This is a genomic window from Cyclobacterium lianum, assembly GCF_900143075.1.
GTDB lineage: Bacteria > Bacteroidota > Bacteroidia > Cytophagales > Cyclobacteriaceae > Cyclobacterium > Cyclobacterium lianum.
Map to the genome: position 1 here is coordinate 148,936 of NZ_FRCY01000003.1, position 18,242 is coordinate 167,177.

Consider the following 18,242-nt stretch of genomic DNA (forward strand, 5'->3'; position numbering starts at 1 on the left):
TGAAAAGATCAATGTTGTAAGAAAGAAAAATCTGGTTAGTAAAAATGTCTTCATTTTCATAGGTCTGTATTTATTTTTTTCAATATTCATGTTCCCCTGCCTTTGGAAAAACCTCCACCTGAGACTTACCCCTGAGTGCGCCATTTCCCTATCCTTTGGCTGGATCATGGGAAAGGGCAAGTAATCTGTCAGGGAATCACTGCAACGCAATTTAAAGAGGGCAATTTGATAGAATCAAACTGCCCTTTAAGGTACATCTTTTTATTGGATAATGGCCATCTCACTACCGGAGTTCGCATCCCACCAAACTCTTGAGTCAAGGTCATCGGGCCCTTGCCGGCTCAATGCTGCCTGTACATTCTCGTTGTTTACGGAAAATTCAGAATCGGGATAAGAGAGCCTTCTGATAAAATCTCCATTGATATCGCTTCCGGGATAGGGATTTGGCGTCAGGTTGGGATAGCCTGTCCGGCGAAAATTGGCAAAAGCTTCATAACCATTCAAAAAGGAGGCCACCCAATACTGGTTTCCGATCTGTTCCATGGCATCCGCCATGTTCAGCGGATGGGCTTCAATATAGGCGGAAATGGAAGATTCGGGTATAGCTACATTATCGCCATAGGTAGCATATTGTTCCATATTTGCGCGAATTCCCTGAGCAAATAAATCAGCCGGATCAGCTGAAATCCAACCTCTGACAGCCGCTTCGGCAAGCAGAAGTGAAGTCTGCGCATAGGTTACATGAAAAATAGGTGCATCTCTTGCCACCATTCTGGTCCTGTCTACCTGAGAGAATTCATAGAAACTTCTCAAACCCAGATTATTGACTACCGAGCCTATTGTCTGATTGTCATAGCCCATTGGCATACCGAGCTGGTCTGCCGGATCTCTCGATAAAGTTACACCGGCAGGCGGGTTTCCATTCAGCGCACTGTTCTGATCCGGTCCGCTGCCCGCTCCGATAAACCGGACCGCTATTGACCCCAGCCTGGGGTCGTCATTTTCACTCAGAAATTGTTGGAAGGGAGCCGCCAGGTAATAGTTATTGGCTTCTGTGGCATTCAAAGTGTTTCCAATTTCGTTGGCATAGTTGAAGTCATGGATAATTTTCATATTGTCCTCATTTGAAGTCATTACACCACCTGCAACAGCTTTTTCAGTCCATTCCCTGGCCCTGGCCAGATCCACCTTGGTGTGTCTCATGGCTGCGCGGAGCATGAGAGAATACCCCAGCTTTTTCCACTTTTCAATGGTGCCGCCGTAAAAAATATCGCCGGTCTCGATGGTGCCGTTGGCACTCAGGCCGGCAGTAGCCTGCTCCAATTCCGCAAGAATATCGAGATATATTTGCTCTTGCGGATCATATACCGGATCTATTTCTCCTTCCAGATACCCGAGACTGGCCTCCGAATAGGGTACGTCACCAAAGGTATCGGTCAGTATCATCGCTGCCAGCGAGTGGAGGATCCGGGCCATGTGGTATAGGTTTGCCCGTTCAGGATCATCTGCGGTCATGCGCTTTACATCCGTGGTATGCTTGAGTACATCCCGGTAATATTTGTTCCAGGTACCGATAGAAAAAGCCCTGTTGAGCTGATTGAAGTTTCCACCAGCTAACACCCCGCCGTTGGGAGATACGATCTGCTGCACAATGGCAATCTCATAGGTAAGGGAAGTGCCTGAGGGTGTGGAAAACAGGGCGGCCCTGTTCATCAGGTAAATCGGGTCAAGCGATGTAGGTTGTACGGGATTGATATTCATCTCATCGAACCCATCATCGCAGGCTGGCAATACATTGAGGACTATAAGAAAGACCAGCAGGTTTTTTAGTATACCTTTCATGTCGATTAAAATTTAAAATTTAAATTAAATCCAATACTTCTAGTGATCGGAAGCCCATGCGCCTCCATTCCGATAAGGTTGTCAGAGGCAAATCCCAATTGTTCCGGATGAATGTTGGGGGTCCATTTCTTAATGAACAGCACATTGTTGCCAACGATATTCAGTCGCAAATTCCGGATAAAAAAGTTTTCGGGCAGATGTGGGGTAAAATTGTATCCCAGCGATACCTGTCTGAGATTCCAATATCCTGCATTGTAGATAAATTCTTCTACCATATTGGCCGAGCGTACGGTTTCGTAAAAGGTCTGTGTCTCTGCCTGGACGTCATTGGGTGCATAAACCGTATTGATCACCTGTCCATTTTCATCCCTTTCCTGACTTACGATTTTGACGCCGTCGCCAATGACAAAACCCTCTTCTCTTCCCTCCAGGGTGCCTTTGTGCAATCCATGCCTCCAGACATTGAAATTGGTACCGGAAAGCAGCTTGTGGCCAAGCTTGAAATCAATAAGCATGGACAGGGACAGGTTTTTATAATGGAAAGTATTCATAAAGCCACCCACCCATACCGGGATTGCAGATCCAAAAGGTATCTGCAGAGGGGTCCGCAGGGGACGTCCATTATTGGCATCAAACACCATATTGCCTTCCGGATCACGCAGGTATCCAAAGCCGTAAATCTGTCCCATGGGCTGACCGACCACCTGGCGCAGCTCTCCACCGAAAATAGCCGCTCCGACGGTGATGACGCTATCACCCTCCGTAAGACCAAGCCTCAGTGTCTCGGTTTGGTTGTAGGAAGCATTGATGCTGGTTTCCCACATGAAACTGCCGGCTTGGACCGGAACCCCCGAAAGCAAAACTTCAAGCCCCTTGTTTTGGCTTTCGCCCACGTTGACCAGTTGATTGGTATACCCGGAAGCATCAGACACCTGGGCACCCAATATCTGATCGGTGGTCAGCTTGTTATAATAGGTCAGATCAAGACCAAGCCGATTGTTAAAAAACTTCATTTCCAGTCCGGTTTCCCATTCAGATACGCGCATCGGTCGCAGGTTTGCATTGGGGACAGTAGATGCATTGATTATTCCTATAGGCTGCATTTGTCCTGATGGATTGGGAAATTGATTGTTTTCCACCCGGTAAAAAAGGTTATCGGCATAGGGACTTACATCGGTATCGCTACCCACTTCTGCGTATCCCGCCCGGATTTTTCCGAAGGAAATCCATTCGGGGAAATTGGTCCATGGCTGGGAAAAAACGAAGCTTCCGGTCACCGAGGGATACAAAATGCTTCTGTTTTGCGGTGAAAGGGTAGAAAACCAATCGTTTCTTACCGTACCATTTAAAAACAAATAATCTTTATACGACAGCTCCATCATGCCGTAGAGGGAATTTACCTGTCTTTCAGAAATTTCGTATATGGGATCTTTGATTCTCCCATTCATGACCGTGTACAGGTCCCGTACTACAAAATCGTTGACAAGCACGTTGTTCCGATCCATTCTGCGGTACATTTGGTTGCCTCCCAGCGTAAGGCTGGCAGCAAAATCACCAAAAGTATGGTTGGCCCCGATTAAAAAGTCGGCGTTGACCTCCCGGAAGCGGCGGTTATCCTGAACGTACTCACCATTTACGAAACCCTCAGGGGCATTTGGCAGAGAGGCCGTTCCGGTGGGAAAATTGTACTCCTGATCGCGTGCGTAAAAATCCTGCCCAATCCTGCCCTGGACAAATAACCAATCGGTGAGATTGTATCTTGCCGTGATGTTGCCAAAAACCCGGTCTTTGCGAATGTTGTCAAATTTTTCGAAGGTAGCCCAGTAGGGGTTTGTCCGGTTTCTAAATCTGGAAAACACATATTCATTGCCATTAGCATCCGCCATTTTCTCTCTCATCAACCACAGCGGCATGGAATTGGCCAGCGTATTCAATGTAGTAGGCGTACTCATGTCCTGCTCTGCAATCTGCGGAGGATTTTTGATCTGCTCCAGAGAATAATTGATATTTCCAGAAACCACCAGTTTCTTGGCGATTTCCTGGGTAAAACCCAGATTGATCGTTTTTCTATTGTAGTCCGAGTTGGGCACGATGCTCTTGTTATCCAGGTTGGACACAGACAAATTGAAACCACCAAATTCTCCCCCCGAGGAAACAGTGACCGTATTGGTAAAGGTATGTCCTGTTTCGTAAAAGGTTTTTACATGGCTCGGTTGGGCAACGTAGGGAAGCTCAACCCCGTCAAACAATACCTGTGTCAAGCCCTGGTCCAACCGTTCTCCAAAGCTCCAGACTCCGGAAGTGGGATTGGGGGAGGTAGGTCTGGAACCATTCTCTCCCTGCCCGTAGATATATTGAAAATCGGTAAAATCTACCGGAGAATCGGTGGTGAAATTCGTGTTGAACTCTACGCCGATCCCTTCTTCTCTGCTTCTCTGTTTTGTAGTGATCATGATGACGCCATCTTTGGCCCTGGCCCCGTAAAGGGCAGAGGCCGCCGCACCTCTCAACACCGTCATCGATTCGATATCATCCGGGTTGATACTGGACAATCCGTCCCCTCCGTCAGACACCCTGGTCCTTCCCCGGTCTGTATTCGCGGCATCTGAGCCCCGGTTATTCTGTTGGGCACCAAAATTGGTATTGTCTACCGGAACCCCATTGACGACCACCAAAGGCTGGTTTTGACCTCCAAAGGAGGACTGGCCCCGGATCCTAATTTTGCTGGTACCCGCTGGCCCTGTACTCATGCTGCTGATATTGACGCCTGCCACTTTACCCTGCAAGGCATTCATGAAATTGGGCGTCCTGTTTATCGTCATCTCCTCGGAATCAACACTGGAAGTGGCGTAACCCAGACTTTTGGCCTCCCGTTCTATACCCAAAGCGGTAACCACCACTTCCTCTAAGGCGGCAATGTCCTCCACCAGTGTGATATTGATAATGGACCTGGAATTTACCTGCACCCTTTGGGTGGCAAATCCTATATACGAAATGACCAGGGTGCCATCTTCCGGTGCAAGGATCTGATAATCTCCGTCAATATTGGTAATGGTCCCTACGGTAGTCCCTGCAATAGAAACGGCCACCCCCGGGAGCGGCTCTCCTTCCTGGGTAGTTACTTTGCCGCTGACCTCGATATCAGCTGGAGTTATCCTCACCTCAATACTTTGGGCTGCAAAAGCCTTTTTTGAATACCTGACACTGATATTGTTGTTGACCTGCCGGAAATGTAATTTCTTTTTCTGTGCAAGCTCCTTTAAAATGTCAGCAACACTTCCACTAGCGATTGGTATTTTGAAAATTTCGTCATCGATCAGTCCCTGATCGGTATAGAAAAACCGATAGTCGGTTTTGTCCTCGATACTGTGGAAGAATTCCTGAAGTTTACCCTCTTGCTTTTCCAGGGTAATCATCACCTCCTCAATACTTTTTGCCGGCTCTTTGGCCGCCAGGCTGTGGGGCAATACCAATAGGGATGCCCATCCCAAAATGAGAATTGAATTTAGCCTCGCCTTGTGTAATAGTTTTTGGTTCATAGGATTTGGGGTTTACTGAAATGATCTGTATCAAATACGCGCGGATGTACCGGTATTAATCAGGGGGAATAATTTTTCATAGGAAACTAATTGTAAATGATGACTTTACTACCTTCAATTTCAAAACTGAAACCAATAGAATGTTCCAGTACCTTTAAAACATTGCTTAAGTATTCTTTTTTCTCAAACCTCCCGGTACACCTGTCATCCGGCATGGTCCCACGGATTTCTATATCTACGTTGTACCAGTTTTCCAACAGCGGAATCAGGTCTGGAAAGGGTTTTTTCTCGAAATAAAGAATTCCTTCCTTCCAAAGGGAAATTTTATGCGTATCTACAGGCAGCACCTTCAATTTCCCGCCTTCGGGCTGGAATTCCGTAGATTGTCCTGGGTTCAGGAATACGCTATTTCTGTTTTCCTGGTGTTCGACCAAAACTTTGCCCGAAGCAAGGGCTACTTGTACCTGCTCTTCTCTATATGCATTGATATTGAATGCTGTGCCCAGAGCTACGGTTTCGATCTCTCCTGTTATCACCCTGAATGGATTTAAGCTGTCATTTGCCACCTCAAAATAGGCTTCCCCCGTAAGTCTGACCACCCGGTTGTGACTGAAATTCCTGGAGTAACTCAATTCACTAGATGCATTGAGGTATATTATCGAACCATCCGTCATCAGGATTTTTGATTTTTGACCTCTGCCGTTTGATTTGATGACTGTTTCTGCTTTTTCCAGATTCTCGCCATCTGACTGAGTTTCATTGAATCCGGAAAGAAAACCTGGCGCATGATATACCATCATGATTGCACTACCTATACAGGCCGCCCAGATCAGTAAACCCTTTCCCGGCCAATGATTTTTATTTTTTGATGCTTGGACAGCATGTCGCTGGTTGCGTTTCTTAAAATTTTCGATCACCGAGGCAATTTCACTTTCATAACCTTCCTCCTCCTTCTGATCCATAAATTCCGAAATGCCGCTTTCCATTTCCTTTTCGCCATCTTTTGTAAAAAGGAAATGCAGAAAACGCCGCGCTTCAGCCCTGTCCATGCGCCCCGTTAAGAAAGTTTTCCACTTGTCTTTAAATCCACCCATTATCTGATCTAGAATTTGCCAGATATATCCACAGGTCTCATTATTTACTCAGACAGTTATGAAGATTTATATTATTTTTATAGAATTAGAAAGATAGCTGCGTAATAACTAAAAATCATCTCTCTCAATTATGGTTTTGTCAAAGACGTTGCAGAAAATCAGAAAACCGAATATGTCTGGCCGACAGGTGGTCACTAAGCCTTTTTGTCGCTTTGTACAGTTGGTTTTCTACTGTTCGTTTGGAAAGATGAAGTTTTGCCGCTATTTCATCAGCCGTTAGGTTGTCCATATATTTCAGGTGGATCACTTCCTGTTGCCCTTTTGGAAGTTTGGCAATGAGCGTTTCAGAAAAATCAGCCAATTCTTTACGAAATATGTCGTCTTCTGTCGGCGAATAGACAAAGGAGCTGTCTTTAATGCGGTACTTTCGAAAGGCTATTTCAAGGGCTAGTCTCCTGGATTTTTTGAAAATGAGTGAGCGCATGATGGTAAGGAGATAGGCGTTGAAAGACAAAGCTTCATTGAGTTCCTTTCGGTAATGCCATACCTTGAGAAATACCTCCTGCACAATTTCTTCTGCATCTTCATGCCCCAGGTTCATTTTCCGACTGCTGCGATAGATTTTGGGGGTAAAAAGTTCAAACAGCTCCATGTAAGCAGCTTCATCACCGCCTTTCAGCATTTTTACCAATTTAGGTATATCCTGGTCAGTAGCCTTGTACATTGTGAGCAGATCGCATTAATCTATACAATTAAATCAATTTTCATGATTCCCACAATTTTATTGGGCAAATATTGTGATACAAAACTGTAAATTGTAAAAAATATAAAAAATTCAAGTAACTATAAAATATTACATAAAACTTTAATTCACCAGACCGTTATTTCTTGATTTTTTAGTTTAGATTTCTCTTTTCTTCGGACAGAGTAAATGATTTGAATCACTCGTGATCGAGATAAATCAAAAGGCTACCACCTGGTTTTTTTAAAGGTCCATTTGGGGTGGATTTTCTGCATTTCAATTTCATCATTCCTCATTTTCAAGCCGCAGTCCAGATACTGCTGATGAAGTCTTGCCAGGGCATCCCGATCCAGGTCCACTCCTAATCCGGGTCCTGCCGGTACGGGCACCTCCCCATCCTGAAATTTCAGTGGGCCACCAGCGATGATTTCTTCTGATTGCCAGGGATAATGGGTATCAAGGGCATAGGGAAGATGGGGCAGCGCCGCCCCAAGGTGGACCATTGCGGCCAGGGATATTCCCAGATGGCTGTTTGAATGCATAGAAAGCTGGCGGCCGAAAGTAGTGCAGAGCCTCGCCAATTCCATGGAAGCCCTTAATCCGCCCCAGAAATGATGATCGCTCAAGATGATGTCTTCTGATCCAAGGGCTATACTTGCAGGGATCTCATCAAAGGAGGTAGTACACATATTTGTCGCCAGTGGTGTCCGAAGTTTTTGGCGCAGCCAGGCCATGTTTTCCTGACCACGTACCGGATCTTCCAGGTATTCCAGTATGGACTCCATTTCTCTTCCATATTTCAATCCGGTTTCCGGCTTCCATATGGCATTAGGATCAAAGCGCAGCGGCATTGCTTCCCCGAATTCCTGATGGAGCGCATGCATGCAGGCCACTTCTATATCCGGTGCAAAAGCACCTCCTTTGAGTTTGATAGATTGAAAACCATAGGCCTCACACATGGCACGGGCCTGCGCAACAATTCCCTCCGGATCTATCGCTTGTTGCTGTCTGGCTGCCGCCCAGCCAATTGCATTGGGGTCGACGGAAAAGCCGAGCTTCCCTCCCGCACCCTCATATTTGAAGAAAAGGTATGCTGCAAAGGGTACCGCATCCCTCATTCTTCCCCCCAAAAGATCTGCAACAGGCCTGTTGACAAGCTTTCCAATGATGTCCAGACAGGCCACTTCCAATGCCGAGAAGACATGCACCAGTCTTCTTTGATCCCAGGGTGCATCTCCACGATCCTTGCTGGTATCTTTACCGAACCTGACTTCGAGTTCCTGCTGAAGCCTACCCAATTGGTACACATCTTTACCCACCACAATATGCTCTGCCAGTCTTAAAGCTTCGTCGGTGGATTCATTACCTGGAATCTCGCTTACACCCACGATGCCGTCCGCAGTTTCCAGTTCTACAATTGTTCGCAAGGCATAGGGTGCATGTAGTCCTGCTGCATTGAGCAGTGGAGGGTCTGTAATGGCAATGGGAGTAATCCGCATTTCCCTGATCACAGGGCCATGACCTGAATTCTGTACGTTCATAAATAAACCTATGGTGTATAAGATGGACCCAGCCTATTCTCCGAGTCCACTAAGTTTTTCCATCAATAAAGCCAGAGCACTATGGTCTTTTTCATCCAGGCCGGCTGCCAGGACTGCATCCATATGGCTGGCGACCAGGGCTGAACCATAAAGCGGCACCTTAAATTCCTTACCAGCCATTAAAGCGATATTCATGTCTTTGCGGTGCAATTTCACCTTAAATCCCGGATCAAAATTCCGGTCGATTATTCGCTGCCCATGCAGGTCCAGGATCCTGCTTTGTGCAAACCCGCCCAGCAATGCTTCCCTCATTTTTTCCAGATCTACACCGGCCTTTTTGGCAAGTGTAAAGGATTCTGCCACCGCCTGTATGGTCATACCAACAATCATTTGGTTGCAGGCTTTGGTCATCTGTCCTGCTCCGGCATCGCCGATCAAAACAGCGCTTTTACCCATTATTTCAAACAAGGGTTTAACCTGATCAAAGGCCTGCTGACTTCCACCTACCATAATGGAAAGATTGCCTGACTCTGCTCCAACCTGCCCTCCTGATACCGGGGCATCCAGCGCTTCCACACCCCTCTCTTTCATGGCCGCAGCCACTTCCCTTGCGGTTGATGGCGCGATCGTCGACATGTCAACGAAAATGCTCTTTGGCTTTATGCCCTGCAATACTCCCTCCTCACCAAAAACCACTTCCTTTACTTCGGGAGAATCGGGCAACATGGTAATCGTAATTTCTGCGTTTTCAGCTAATTCTTTACAGGTGGAAAATGCCGTTGCACCCTTGTGCGTCAAATCGCCGGCAGCTTTATTGGTTTCCAATACCAGCAGTTCATAACCCGCGTCAATCAGGTTAATCGCCATGGGTTTACCCATAATTCCCAAACCTATAAATCCTACTTTTGTCATAATTACTTACAATTTATCCGTACTATATTAAATTTAATTCTGAACGATACCTATTCAACGGACCTCAGGACTCATCCCTGACCGCCTGTAGCAATCCGATAATATAACCGTAGGCAAAGGCAAAGGCCTGTAATCCGGCACCCTCTGCCTCATGCTGGGGAACATGATCCGGCATCACCATGCCATCAAATCCAACATCCCGTAAGGCACGGATTACATGAAAGAAATTCATTTCCCCATTATCCGGATACACTTCCTGAAAATTGTTGTAGCTCCCTTTGATATTCCTTAAATGAATATTGAAAATCTGCTTTCTTTTTCCTACCCAGTCAATAATCGGGAAAATATCATTCTTTGGGTCTCTCAGTCCTTCTGCAATCGAACCGATACAGAAATTGAATCCATGATAAGGGCTATCGTACAATTGAGCAAACCTCTTGATACCTTCAAAAACCTCCGGGCTGTTCCACCGCATGACGCCATTATAGGCATCGGGCACAGGGGGATCGGCAATGTGGTTTCCCAATTTGACCTGATATTCTTCAGCTACGGGAAGAATTCTGTCCAAAAGATAGGTAATTCTTTCGAAAACTTCATCTGCATCGGCTTTTCCTGCTTTGGTTAGCTGCTGCTCCCGCTTCAGGGCCTCCTCATAATTCCAGGTGCTGTAGGAGGCATTTCCCCTGGCCGGATCTATCGTTCTGCCGGTACGCAAAACAGGTAAGATGGTGGTGTTGTAGTTCAATAGCTTAACACCGGTTTTGGCAGCTACTTCAATCATTTGCTGTACCATTTCTATTTCCCGATCTCGTTCCGGGCTTTTTCCCATCATGATATGGGGAATGATCACCCGGTCTATTCCGGCAGAAGTTAAAGGTAGGTGATACGCATCCAGGCTGATGCCGTATTTTTCACAAGCCTCTCTTTTCTTCAAAGAATCTTCCAGGTCCCATCCCTTTCCCTCAATGAATTTGGGCATGCCACCATCCAGGTTGAATACGCCATGCCGGGCTTTGAAAGCGAGGTTTTCCTCCGAGGTACCACCCGACTGGCAGCCCACCTTCATCAATACTTCTTTCTTTGCGCCGGCAGATCGCCCGGAATTTTTAACTTCGGTATATTGCGTGCCAAAAGCAGTCGAACCGGCCGCAAAGGCTCCGGCAGTGCCAGAGGCAAATAATTTCACAAATTTTCGTCTTTGCAAATCTTTCAGGAAATGTCTCATCTTTATAAGGGTTTATTGTTTTTTTTTATACCAATGGGAAAAGCTTTGCTGCCAACAAGATAGTCAACAATCCAACTACTCCCATAATTGTCAGTAAAGGTGAAAAGGTCTTCAGGGCCTCCTTTTCTGTAAGGTTACTCATCTTGCATACGATCCAGAAACCACTGTCATTCATCCAGGGAATAAGTTTGGAACCACAGGCAATGGAAAGCCCCAGGTACAACTGATGGTAGTCCAATGAAGCTGTTGACATTCCGGAAAGTATACCAGAAGCAGTTATCATGGCTACAGTGGCAGATCCCTGCGCGGTTCTTACCAGAGCGGTAATAAAAAATGCCAGGGGTATCAGGGCCATTTGAAAACCTTCGGTGATCGATTCTATCCGCATGCTTATCCCGGTTTGCTGTAGCATTGCACCAAAGGCACCCCCTGCTGCGGTAATCAAAATGATCACCCCTCCACTCGTCAGCGCCGCCTGAACAGCCCCCTTCATACCGGATCTCTCCCTGTCTTGCTGAAAATACAAAGTCAACAAAGCGGCCAGAGCGCCCAGGATCAAAGCCATGTTTTTTTCTCCCAGAAAATGGATGATATTGAACAGCATGTTCAAAGTACCTGCATCTGCCTCCGCCCAGAACGTACTGATGGTGGCACTCCCGGTAATCAGGCCCAGGGGGATAAGGATGGGAGATAAGGATGCCCCAAGCGATGGCAATTGGGTACTGCCTTTTTCTGCCAGTGACTGGATTTCAGCCAGTGGAGCATCCAATGAATCTCTTAGCGGAATTTGATTCTTTTTATTGGCCCAGAGGGCAAAAATATACCCTACCGCGATGGTGACGAGGCCAACCAAAAAGCCGCCTACCATCATCATTCCAATAGGAATGTTCATCTCAGCAATCAGGAACAACGGACCAGGTGTAGGGGGAACCAGGGAGTTGGCCATGGCCGCCCCGGCAGTAATGCATAGCACAAGCAGCAGGTAACTTCTCGTCAATCTCATGGCCATGGCCTTTGCCAGAGGTATCATCAGATAAAAAACGGTATCAAAAAAAACCGGTATCCCAAGGAAAAAACTGCCACTTAAAAATGCCAGAGGCGCATTTTTTTCACCCGTCAAGCCCAGAATAGCCCGCACTATCCGCTCTGCCGCACCACTCATGAGCATGGATTTACCAATGATCGCCGCCATAGCGATCAGTATTCCTATTTTTCCCACCGTATTCCCAAATGCGCTGGCAATTCTTTCTCCGATAGCGGTATTCGCAAGGGCATTGGCAGCAGCTTCAGATTGGCCTCTCCCAAGTGCAAACTCAACTATTGCATCGTAGGGAGTCATCCAGGCCACCACAAGGGCTGCAAGCAGCAAAGCAATAAAGGGATTTAGCTTACCAGCCAAAATGCCGCCTACCACAATCAGCATGCCTGCCAACAAAATAAAAAAAGGATCCTGCATCATTTTGTCTGCTTTTTGAATCGGCTAAGCTTACTGTGTAAATCGCGGGCGCCATTGGCCACAAAGGTGGCATCAGACCCACAGGCAATGAGTTGGATGCCCAGGTCCTGGTACTTTTCAAAATCCTGAGGATCAAAGATCAAAATCCCTACCGCCTTGGAGGCTTTTTTAGCCGCACCTACGATCCGATCTACTGCTTCCAGAAACAGGGGATGGCTGGTCTCCCCATCAATTCCCATGGCCACCGTCAGATCAGCGGGGCCAATGAAGAGCACATCCACTCCGGGAGTAGCGGCTATTTCATCAAGATCGTCCAGTGCCGATAGGGTTTCGATTTGAATGATCCCCAAAAGTTCATTCCAGGTATTGGCTTTGTAACGGTTAAAATCCTTACCGAAACCCGTTGCGCGCACCATTTTGGCGACACCACGGATTCCCTTTGGTGGATAATGCATACCCTGTACGGCGGTCCGCGCTTCATGAGCTGAATTGATTCGGGGGCACATGACACCCTGGGCGCCCAGATCAAGTACGCGATGAATGCGTTCTTTCTGGTAACTTTCTACCCGTACAATGGCCCCTGCCGCCGTATGCTCAAGGGCCTGTAGCTGGTGCAGCAGATCCTTAGGTTCACCGGCACCGTGCTCCAGGTCTATCAATACCCAATCGAAGCCGGAAAGTCCTACAATTTCAGCGGTAACTGAGCTGCCTAAATTCAGCCAGCAGCCTATCAGGGTTTCTCCGGATTTTAATCTCTTTTTAATTTGCTTCATAGAAAAACTATCGCGTGGTTATTTGGAAGAAAGGACTAAAGTTAGAATTTTATTAACAAAAACCTACTCTACATCCCACCAAACCCGCGTATCCATGTTATTGGGACCCTGTCGGCTAATGGCCGCCTGGACATTATCGGCGTTGACATTGATTTCTGCATCGGTATAGGAAAGCCGCCGTATAAATTCTTCGTTTTGCAGGTCCGACCCCGGATAAGGGTTGGGCGATAAATCCGGAAACCCACTTCTCCTGAAATTTGCCCAGGCTTCAGGCCCTAAAAGGAAAGTAGCCACCCAATATTGGGTATTGATCAGTTCGAGTTCCTCTCCGGCGAGCAGCGGATGGGTCTGCAGATAAGCCTGTATGTCGGCTTCTGCTATAGCTACTGAGGGTCCGTAGGAAGCCAACTGTTCCATATGGGCCCTGATGCCATTGGCATACAAAATGGCTGCGTCTCCCGGCACCCAGTCCCGCACCACAGCTTCAGCCAGGAGCAGTTGTGTCTGTGCATGCGTGACCAGAAAACTAGGCGCCTGTGGATTGGCCATTCTGGTCCGGTCCAATTGACTGTAATCCCAAAGGCTGGCCAGGTTGCTGGCGGCCACGGCTTCACTGATCGTGGTATTGTCATACCCCAAAGGCATACCAATCTGCACGGCAGGGTCTCTGACGGCGGTGCCTTCGTTCTGGGAGGCACCACTTGTAGCACCGACATACCTGACCGCAATTGACGCCAGCCTGGGATCATCATTTTCCGACAGAAAGGAAACGAAGTCTTCGGCAAGGTAGAAAAAGGCGGATTGTCCGCCATTCAGTTGTGCCCCGATATTATTGTTATAATTGGCCGTATGCCGGATGATTGCATTGTCGTTGTTGTCCAGCATCAGTCCTCCGTTCACAGCTTTGACTACGTACTCTCTGGCTTTTGAAGGGTTTATCTTGGTTAGCCGCATGGCCGCCCTAAGCAGCAGGGAATTCCCCAGTCTTTTCCATTTCTGAAGGTCGCCGGAATATAACACTTCACTGGGGACACCAGGACCAGCCGGGTCAATAGACGCGGTGGCATTTTCAAGTTCCTGCAGGATATCGTCGTAAATTTGCTCCTGGGGATCGTATTCAGGATTGGTAATCCCCTCCCGAAATACTTTTCCTGCGTCAAAATACGGAACATCCCCATAGGTGTCTGTCAGCATCATAAAGGTGTAAGCTTTCCAGATCCGGATCAATTGATACAAGTTGTTGTATTCGGGGCGACCCTGCGTTACCACCAGGGCATCTGCCAGGTCCTTGATGATGTCCCTGTAGCCTCGCTGCCAATTTCCGGCAGCCACATTCCTGTTGTCCTGATTGTAATTGCCGGCAGCACCTACTCCACTGAATGGCGTAATCATCTGCTTGACAATGGTGGTTTCATAACTTAGATTGCCATAAACGGGAGCACTGGCTACAATCGCCGTATTCAACTGATAGACCGGTTCTATGGAAGTAAGCGCATTGGGATTGACATTCATTTCATCAAACCCGCTGTCACATGATATCCAGGACAGGACACTGAATAGGAGGAGGTATATTGGAAACTTTTTCATGTGTTTATAATTTGTTTTTTTATTGGTCTGAGATCCGCCCGCAGGACGCCAGTCAGACAGGAAATGTATGGCGATTAGAATAATCAATATAATGTGTGTTTGATGGTGATTTTGATCGCGTCGATTTCATCTCGCGATGGGTTACTTTGTTAAAATTTCAAATTGAGATTGAAGCCGATACTTCTGGTGATGGGTAATCCCGTAGCCTCCAGGCCCATCATATTATCTGAGGGAAATCCAAACTGGTCCGGATGGATATGGGGAACCCACTTTTTGATGACAGCCACATTATTTGCCACTGCATTCAGCTTCAACCCGCGAATGGGAAAGTTGGCGGGAAGCTTTCCGGTAAAATCATAACCCAGAGAGATCTGCCGCAATTGCCACAAGCCAGCGTTGAAAACCGATTCTTCCGACAACCTGAGGGAACGTACCGATTCGTAATAAGCCTGAACTTCCGATTGCGTCGTATTGATCTCACCATTCGGATTGACACCTTCTCCTACCACATAGCCGACATCTCTGCCGGGCAGGGTACCTTTGTCCAGCCCATGTCTCCAGGCATTGATATGTGTACCTGAAATCATCTTGTGTCCCAACTTGAAATCAATCAGGAAAGAAAGGTTTACCCCCATGTAATCGAAGCCGTTTGTAATTCCGCCAACCCACAAAGGGATGGCACTTCCGAAGGGTATCTGCTCTGGAGTTCGCAGCGGACGTCCATTACCTGCGTCGTGTACAATTCTACCCTGTTCGTCCCGGAGGTATCCAAAGCCATACAACTGGGCCATGGGCTCGCCCACTACATGCCTGAGTTCACCATGGAAATCTGCAGTCCCCACGGTGATGGAGTTGTCGCTGACATCATCGCCCAGATCCAGCACCTCAGTAATATTGTAGGCAGCGTTCATATTGGTATACCACTTGAACTTCTGGGTAAGGACCGGCTGGAGGTTAAGCATCATTTCTACTCCTGTATTGCTACTTTTGCCGACATTGATCAGTTGAGTCAAAAATCCCGTCGCATCTGAAAGCTGCGCCCGTAGGATCTGGTCGGAAGAAAGTTTATTGTAATAGGTAAACTCAAAACCTACCCGATGGTCAAAAAGCTGCATTTCGAGTCCAAATTCATGTTCTGTTACGGTCATTGGCCTGAGATTGGCATTGGGAACCACAGAACCGCTGATGCCTCCCAGGGGCTGGGATACACCATTTGAATTGGGAAACTGCTGGGCATTGATCCCATAAAAAAGATTGTTCGAATAAGGCTGCACATCTGTGTCGCTGCCGACCTGAGAATATGCCGCTCTTAGTTTTCCGAATGATATCCACTCGGGAAGGGTCGCCCCAAAGGCCTGGGAAAAGACAAAACTTCCTGTCACCGACGGATACAAGATGCTTCTGTTGGCAGGAGATAAGGTAGAAAACCAATCGTTTCTAACTGTGCCATTGATGTAAAGAAACTCCTTGTAATTGATTTCAGATGCTGCGTAGAGAGAGTTAACCTGTCGTTCGGAAAACTGGTAAATGGGATCTCTTAGCCGGCTGTTTCCAATAGTATACAGGTCTCTGGAAAAAAAGTCCTCAACGAACACGTTGTGTCTGCTGAATTTCCTGTACATCTGATTGCCACCCAGGTTGATATCCACGCCGAAATTTCCGAATTGCCTGTTGGCTCCCAGTAAAAAGTCCGTATTTAACTCCCGCACCATGCTGGCATCCTGTACGTATTGTCCATTGACAAAACCCGGGGGAGCCGGTACCTGGCGCTGGGTCCCGTGCGGCAGATTATACTCCTGTTCCCTGGCATAAAAATCCTGCCCTACCCTACCCTGCAAAAACAACCAATCCGTAATATTATACCTTGCTGTCAGGTTTCCAAATATCCTGTCCCGGTCAATAAGATCAAATCGTTTCAGGGCAAAGTAGGGATTTGTCCTGTTGGTAAACCTGGACCATATGGTTTCATTCCCATTTTCGTCTTCCATATTTTCCCTCAGTACGTCCAGGGGCATGGAGGTGGCCAGCGTATAGATGACTACCGGACTATAATCCTGTTCGGCAATATTGGGTGGATTTTTGCGGTGCTCTTTCGAATAATTGATATTTCCTGACACGGTAAGTTTTTTCGCAAGGGTCTGCGTGAAACCCAGATTGACTGTTTTTCGGTTAAAATCAGAATTGGGTAGGATCACCTGGTTGTCCATATTGGAAATCATCAGGTTAAATCCACCATTTTCTCCTGAGGAAGCAAGGCTGATCGAATTGGTCCAGGTATAGCCCTGGCGGTAATAGTCCTTTACATGATTTCGCTGAGGTTCGTAAGGAACCTCCAGCCCGTCAAAAAGTATGTGCGTCATCCCCGGTTCAAATTTCTCGCCAAAGCTCCATACACCAGAAGTAGGAAATGGAGCAGTGGGCCGATTGCCGTTTTCACCCTGTCCATATTCAAATTGGTAATCTCTGTAATCAAGTGGAGTATCTGTAGAAAAATTACTGTTGATTTCCAGCCCTACCCCTTTGCCTTCTCCCTTGTTTTTGGTAGTGATCATGATCACTCCGTCTTTTGCCCGGGACCCATAAAGGGCCGATGCAGCTCCGCCTTTGAGGACTGTCAGGGACTCGATATTGTCCGGATTGATGCTGTTCAGCCCGTCACCGCTATCTGATGTCCGGTTACTCCCCCGATCACCATAATCTCCCCTGGCTCCAAAATTGGTATTGTCGATCGGGATTCCATCTACCACAATCAGAGGAGAATTGTTTCCCCCAAAAGAGGATTGGCCCCGGATTCTGATCTTGCTGGTCCCGGATGGACCGGCTCCCAATGGTGTGATGTTAACTCCCGCCATTTTCCCCTGAAGCGCATTCATGAAATTGGGTGTCCTGTTGATGGTCATTTCCTCTGATTCCACCGTTGAGGTAGCATATCCCAGACTTTTGGCTTCCCTTTTAATACCCAATGCCGTTACCACGACCTCATCCAGACCTGAAATATCTTCAGCCATGGTTACATTGACCAGATCGCTGGAACCAACTGTTATTCTCTGGGTTTGGAAACCAATAAATGAAAACAACAATACCTGACCCGGATCTGCTTCAATTGTATAATCTCCATCCAGATTGGTAACTGTTCCCTGGTTACTCCCTTCCAGAAGCACAGATACTCCAGGCAAGGGAATGCCGTTGGTATCAGTAACCTTTCCCTGTATGGTAATAAAAAACAGGTTTTCTTCCAGGTATTCCGCTGAAAGAGAGGAGGGCAGCGGAGGCAGGTTTTCGGCAACTGATAAAATGCCGTTACCCTTATCTGCTGCATTTACTGCTGAATGGAGCAGCAAAATAATACAGCAGCAAATCATTCGGCCGAATTTTAATGGACCGGGTTTCGATAACACTTTTTTCATGGCATATTGGGTATAATTTGAAGAACTGATAAAGTCGGGTCCCCAGGACTGCATCCATCGGGACGATGACACAATTGGTTATGGACTCAGGGAACCTACACAATATTAATAGGCTATTTTATTT

The 18,242-nt window shown here is 47.1% G+C and carries 11 protein-coding genes; all 11 read right to left on the reverse strand.

The window, feature by feature from the left end:
* Positions 1 to 261: 261 nt before the first annotated feature.
* On the reverse strand, positions 262 to 1,842 hold the full coding sequence (locus BUB19_RS05725) for a SusD/RagB family nutrient-binding outer membrane lipoprotein (RefSeq protein ID WP_073093511.1): 1,581 nt from the start codon (positions 1,840 to 1,842) through the stop codon (positions 262 to 264).
* Positions 1,843 to 1,847: 5 nt separating this feature from the next.
* On the reverse strand, positions 1,848 to 5,381 hold the full coding sequence (locus tag BUB19_RS05730; RefSeq protein WP_073093513.1) for a SusC/RagA family TonB-linked outer membrane protein: 3,534 nt from the start codon (positions 5,379 to 5,381) through the stop codon (positions 1,848 to 1,850).
* Positions 5,382 to 5,467: 86 nt separating this feature from the next.
* A complete protein-coding gene (locus tag BUB19_RS05735) occupies positions 5,468 to 6,475 on the reverse strand; it encodes a FecR family protein (RefSeq protein ID WP_084096993.1) in 1,008 nt (335 codons plus the stop codon).
* Between the two features lie 139 nt (positions 6,476 to 6,614).
* Positions 6,615 to 7,199, reverse strand: a complete 585-nt coding sequence (locus tag BUB19_RS05740; RefSeq protein ID WP_073093517.1) for an RNA polymerase sigma factor — start codon at positions 7,197 to 7,199, stop codon at positions 6,615 to 6,617.
* Positions 7,200 to 7,444: 245 nt separating this feature from the next.
* On the reverse strand, positions 7,445 to 8,758 hold the full coding sequence (locus BUB19_RS05745) for an enolase C-terminal domain-like protein (RefSeq protein ID WP_073093519.1): 1,314 nt from the start codon (positions 8,756 to 8,758) through the stop codon (positions 7,445 to 7,447).
* 33 nt (positions 8,759 to 8,791) lie between these two features.
* A complete protein-coding gene (locus BUB19_RS05750; protein ID WP_073093521.1) occupies positions 8,792 to 9,670 on the reverse strand; it encodes a 2-hydroxy-3-oxopropionate reductase in 879 nt (292 codons plus the stop codon).
* Positions 9,671 to 9,734: 64 nt separating this feature from the next.
* Positions 9,735 to 10,895, reverse strand: a complete 1,161-nt coding sequence (locus tag BUB19_RS05755; RefSeq protein ID WP_084096995.1) for a mannonate dehydratase — start codon at positions 10,893 to 10,895, stop codon at positions 9,735 to 9,737.
* Between the two features lie 25 nt (positions 10,896 to 10,920).
* Positions 10,921 to 12,351 carry a GntP family permease gene (locus BUB19_RS05760; RefSeq protein WP_073093796.1) on the reverse strand — a complete coding sequence of 477 codons (1,431 nt, stop codon included), beginning with the start codon at positions 12,349 to 12,351 and terminating at the stop codon, positions 10,921 to 10,923.
* Positions 12,351 to 13,124 carry an HpcH/HpaI aldolase family protein gene (locus BUB19_RS05765; RefSeq protein WP_073093523.1) on the reverse strand — a complete coding sequence of 258 codons (774 nt, stop codon included), beginning with the start codon at positions 13,122 to 13,124 and terminating at the stop codon, positions 12,351 to 12,353. The genes BUB19_RS05760 and BUB19_RS05765 overlap by 1 nt, the downstream gene beginning before the upstream one ends.
* A 63-nt stretch (positions 13,125 to 13,187) precedes the next feature.
* A complete protein-coding gene (locus BUB19_RS05770; protein ID WP_073093525.1) occupies positions 13,188 to 14,711 on the reverse strand; it encodes a SusD/RagB family nutrient-binding outer membrane lipoprotein in 1,524 nt (507 codons plus the stop codon).
* 149 nt (positions 14,712 to 14,860) lie between these two features.
* On the reverse strand, positions 14,861 to 18,172 hold the full coding sequence (locus tag BUB19_RS05775) for a SusC/RagA family TonB-linked outer membrane protein (protein WP_394333877.1): 3,312 nt from the start codon (positions 18,170 to 18,172) through the stop codon (positions 14,861 to 14,863).
* Between the last annotated feature and the right edge of the window lie 70 nt (positions 18,173 to 18,242).

Bases quoted from the DNA above. Each gene is read 5' to 3' on its own strand.
- BUB19_RS05725 (WP_073093511.1), bottom strand. From the start codon at position 1,842: ATGAAAGGTATACTAAAAAACCTGCTGGTCTTTCTTATAGTCCTCAAT.
- BUB19_RS05730 (WP_073093513.1), bottom strand. From the start codon at position 5,381: ATGAACCAAAAACTATTACACAAGGCGAGGCTAAATTCAATTCTCATT.
- BUB19_RS05735 (WP_084096993.1), bottom strand. From the start codon at position 6,475: ATGGGTGGATTTAAAGACAAGTGGAAAACTTTCTTAACGGGGCGCATG.
- BUB19_RS05740 (WP_073093517.1), bottom strand. From the start codon at position 7,199: ATGTACAAGGCTACTGACCAGGATATACCTAAATTGGTAAAAATGCTG.
- BUB19_RS05745 (WP_073093519.1), bottom strand. From the start codon at position 8,758: ATGAACGTACAGAATTCAGGTCATGGCCCTGTGATCAGGGAAATGCGG.
- BUB19_RS05750 (WP_073093521.1), bottom strand. From the start codon at position 9,670: ATGACAAAAGTAGGATTTATAGGTTTGGGAATTATGGGTAAACCCATG.
- BUB19_RS05755 (WP_084096995.1), bottom strand. From the start codon at position 10,895: ATGAGACATTTCCTGAAAGATTTGCAAAGACGAAAATTTGTGAAATTA.
- BUB19_RS05760 (WP_073093796.1), bottom strand. From the start codon at position 12,351: ATGCAGGATCCTTTTTTTATTTTGTTGGCAGGCATGCTGATTGTGGTA.
- BUB19_RS05765 (WP_073093523.1), bottom strand. From the start codon at position 13,124: ATGAAGCAAATTAAAAAGAGATTAAAATCCGGAGAAACCCTGATAGGC.
- BUB19_RS05770 (WP_073093525.1), bottom strand. From the start codon at position 14,711: ATGAAAAAGTTTCCAATATACCTCCTCCTATTCAGTGTCCTGTCCTGG.
- BUB19_RS05775 (WP_394333877.1), bottom strand. From the start codon at position 18,172: ATGCAGTCCTGGGGACCCGACTTTATCAGTTCTTCAAATTATACCCAA.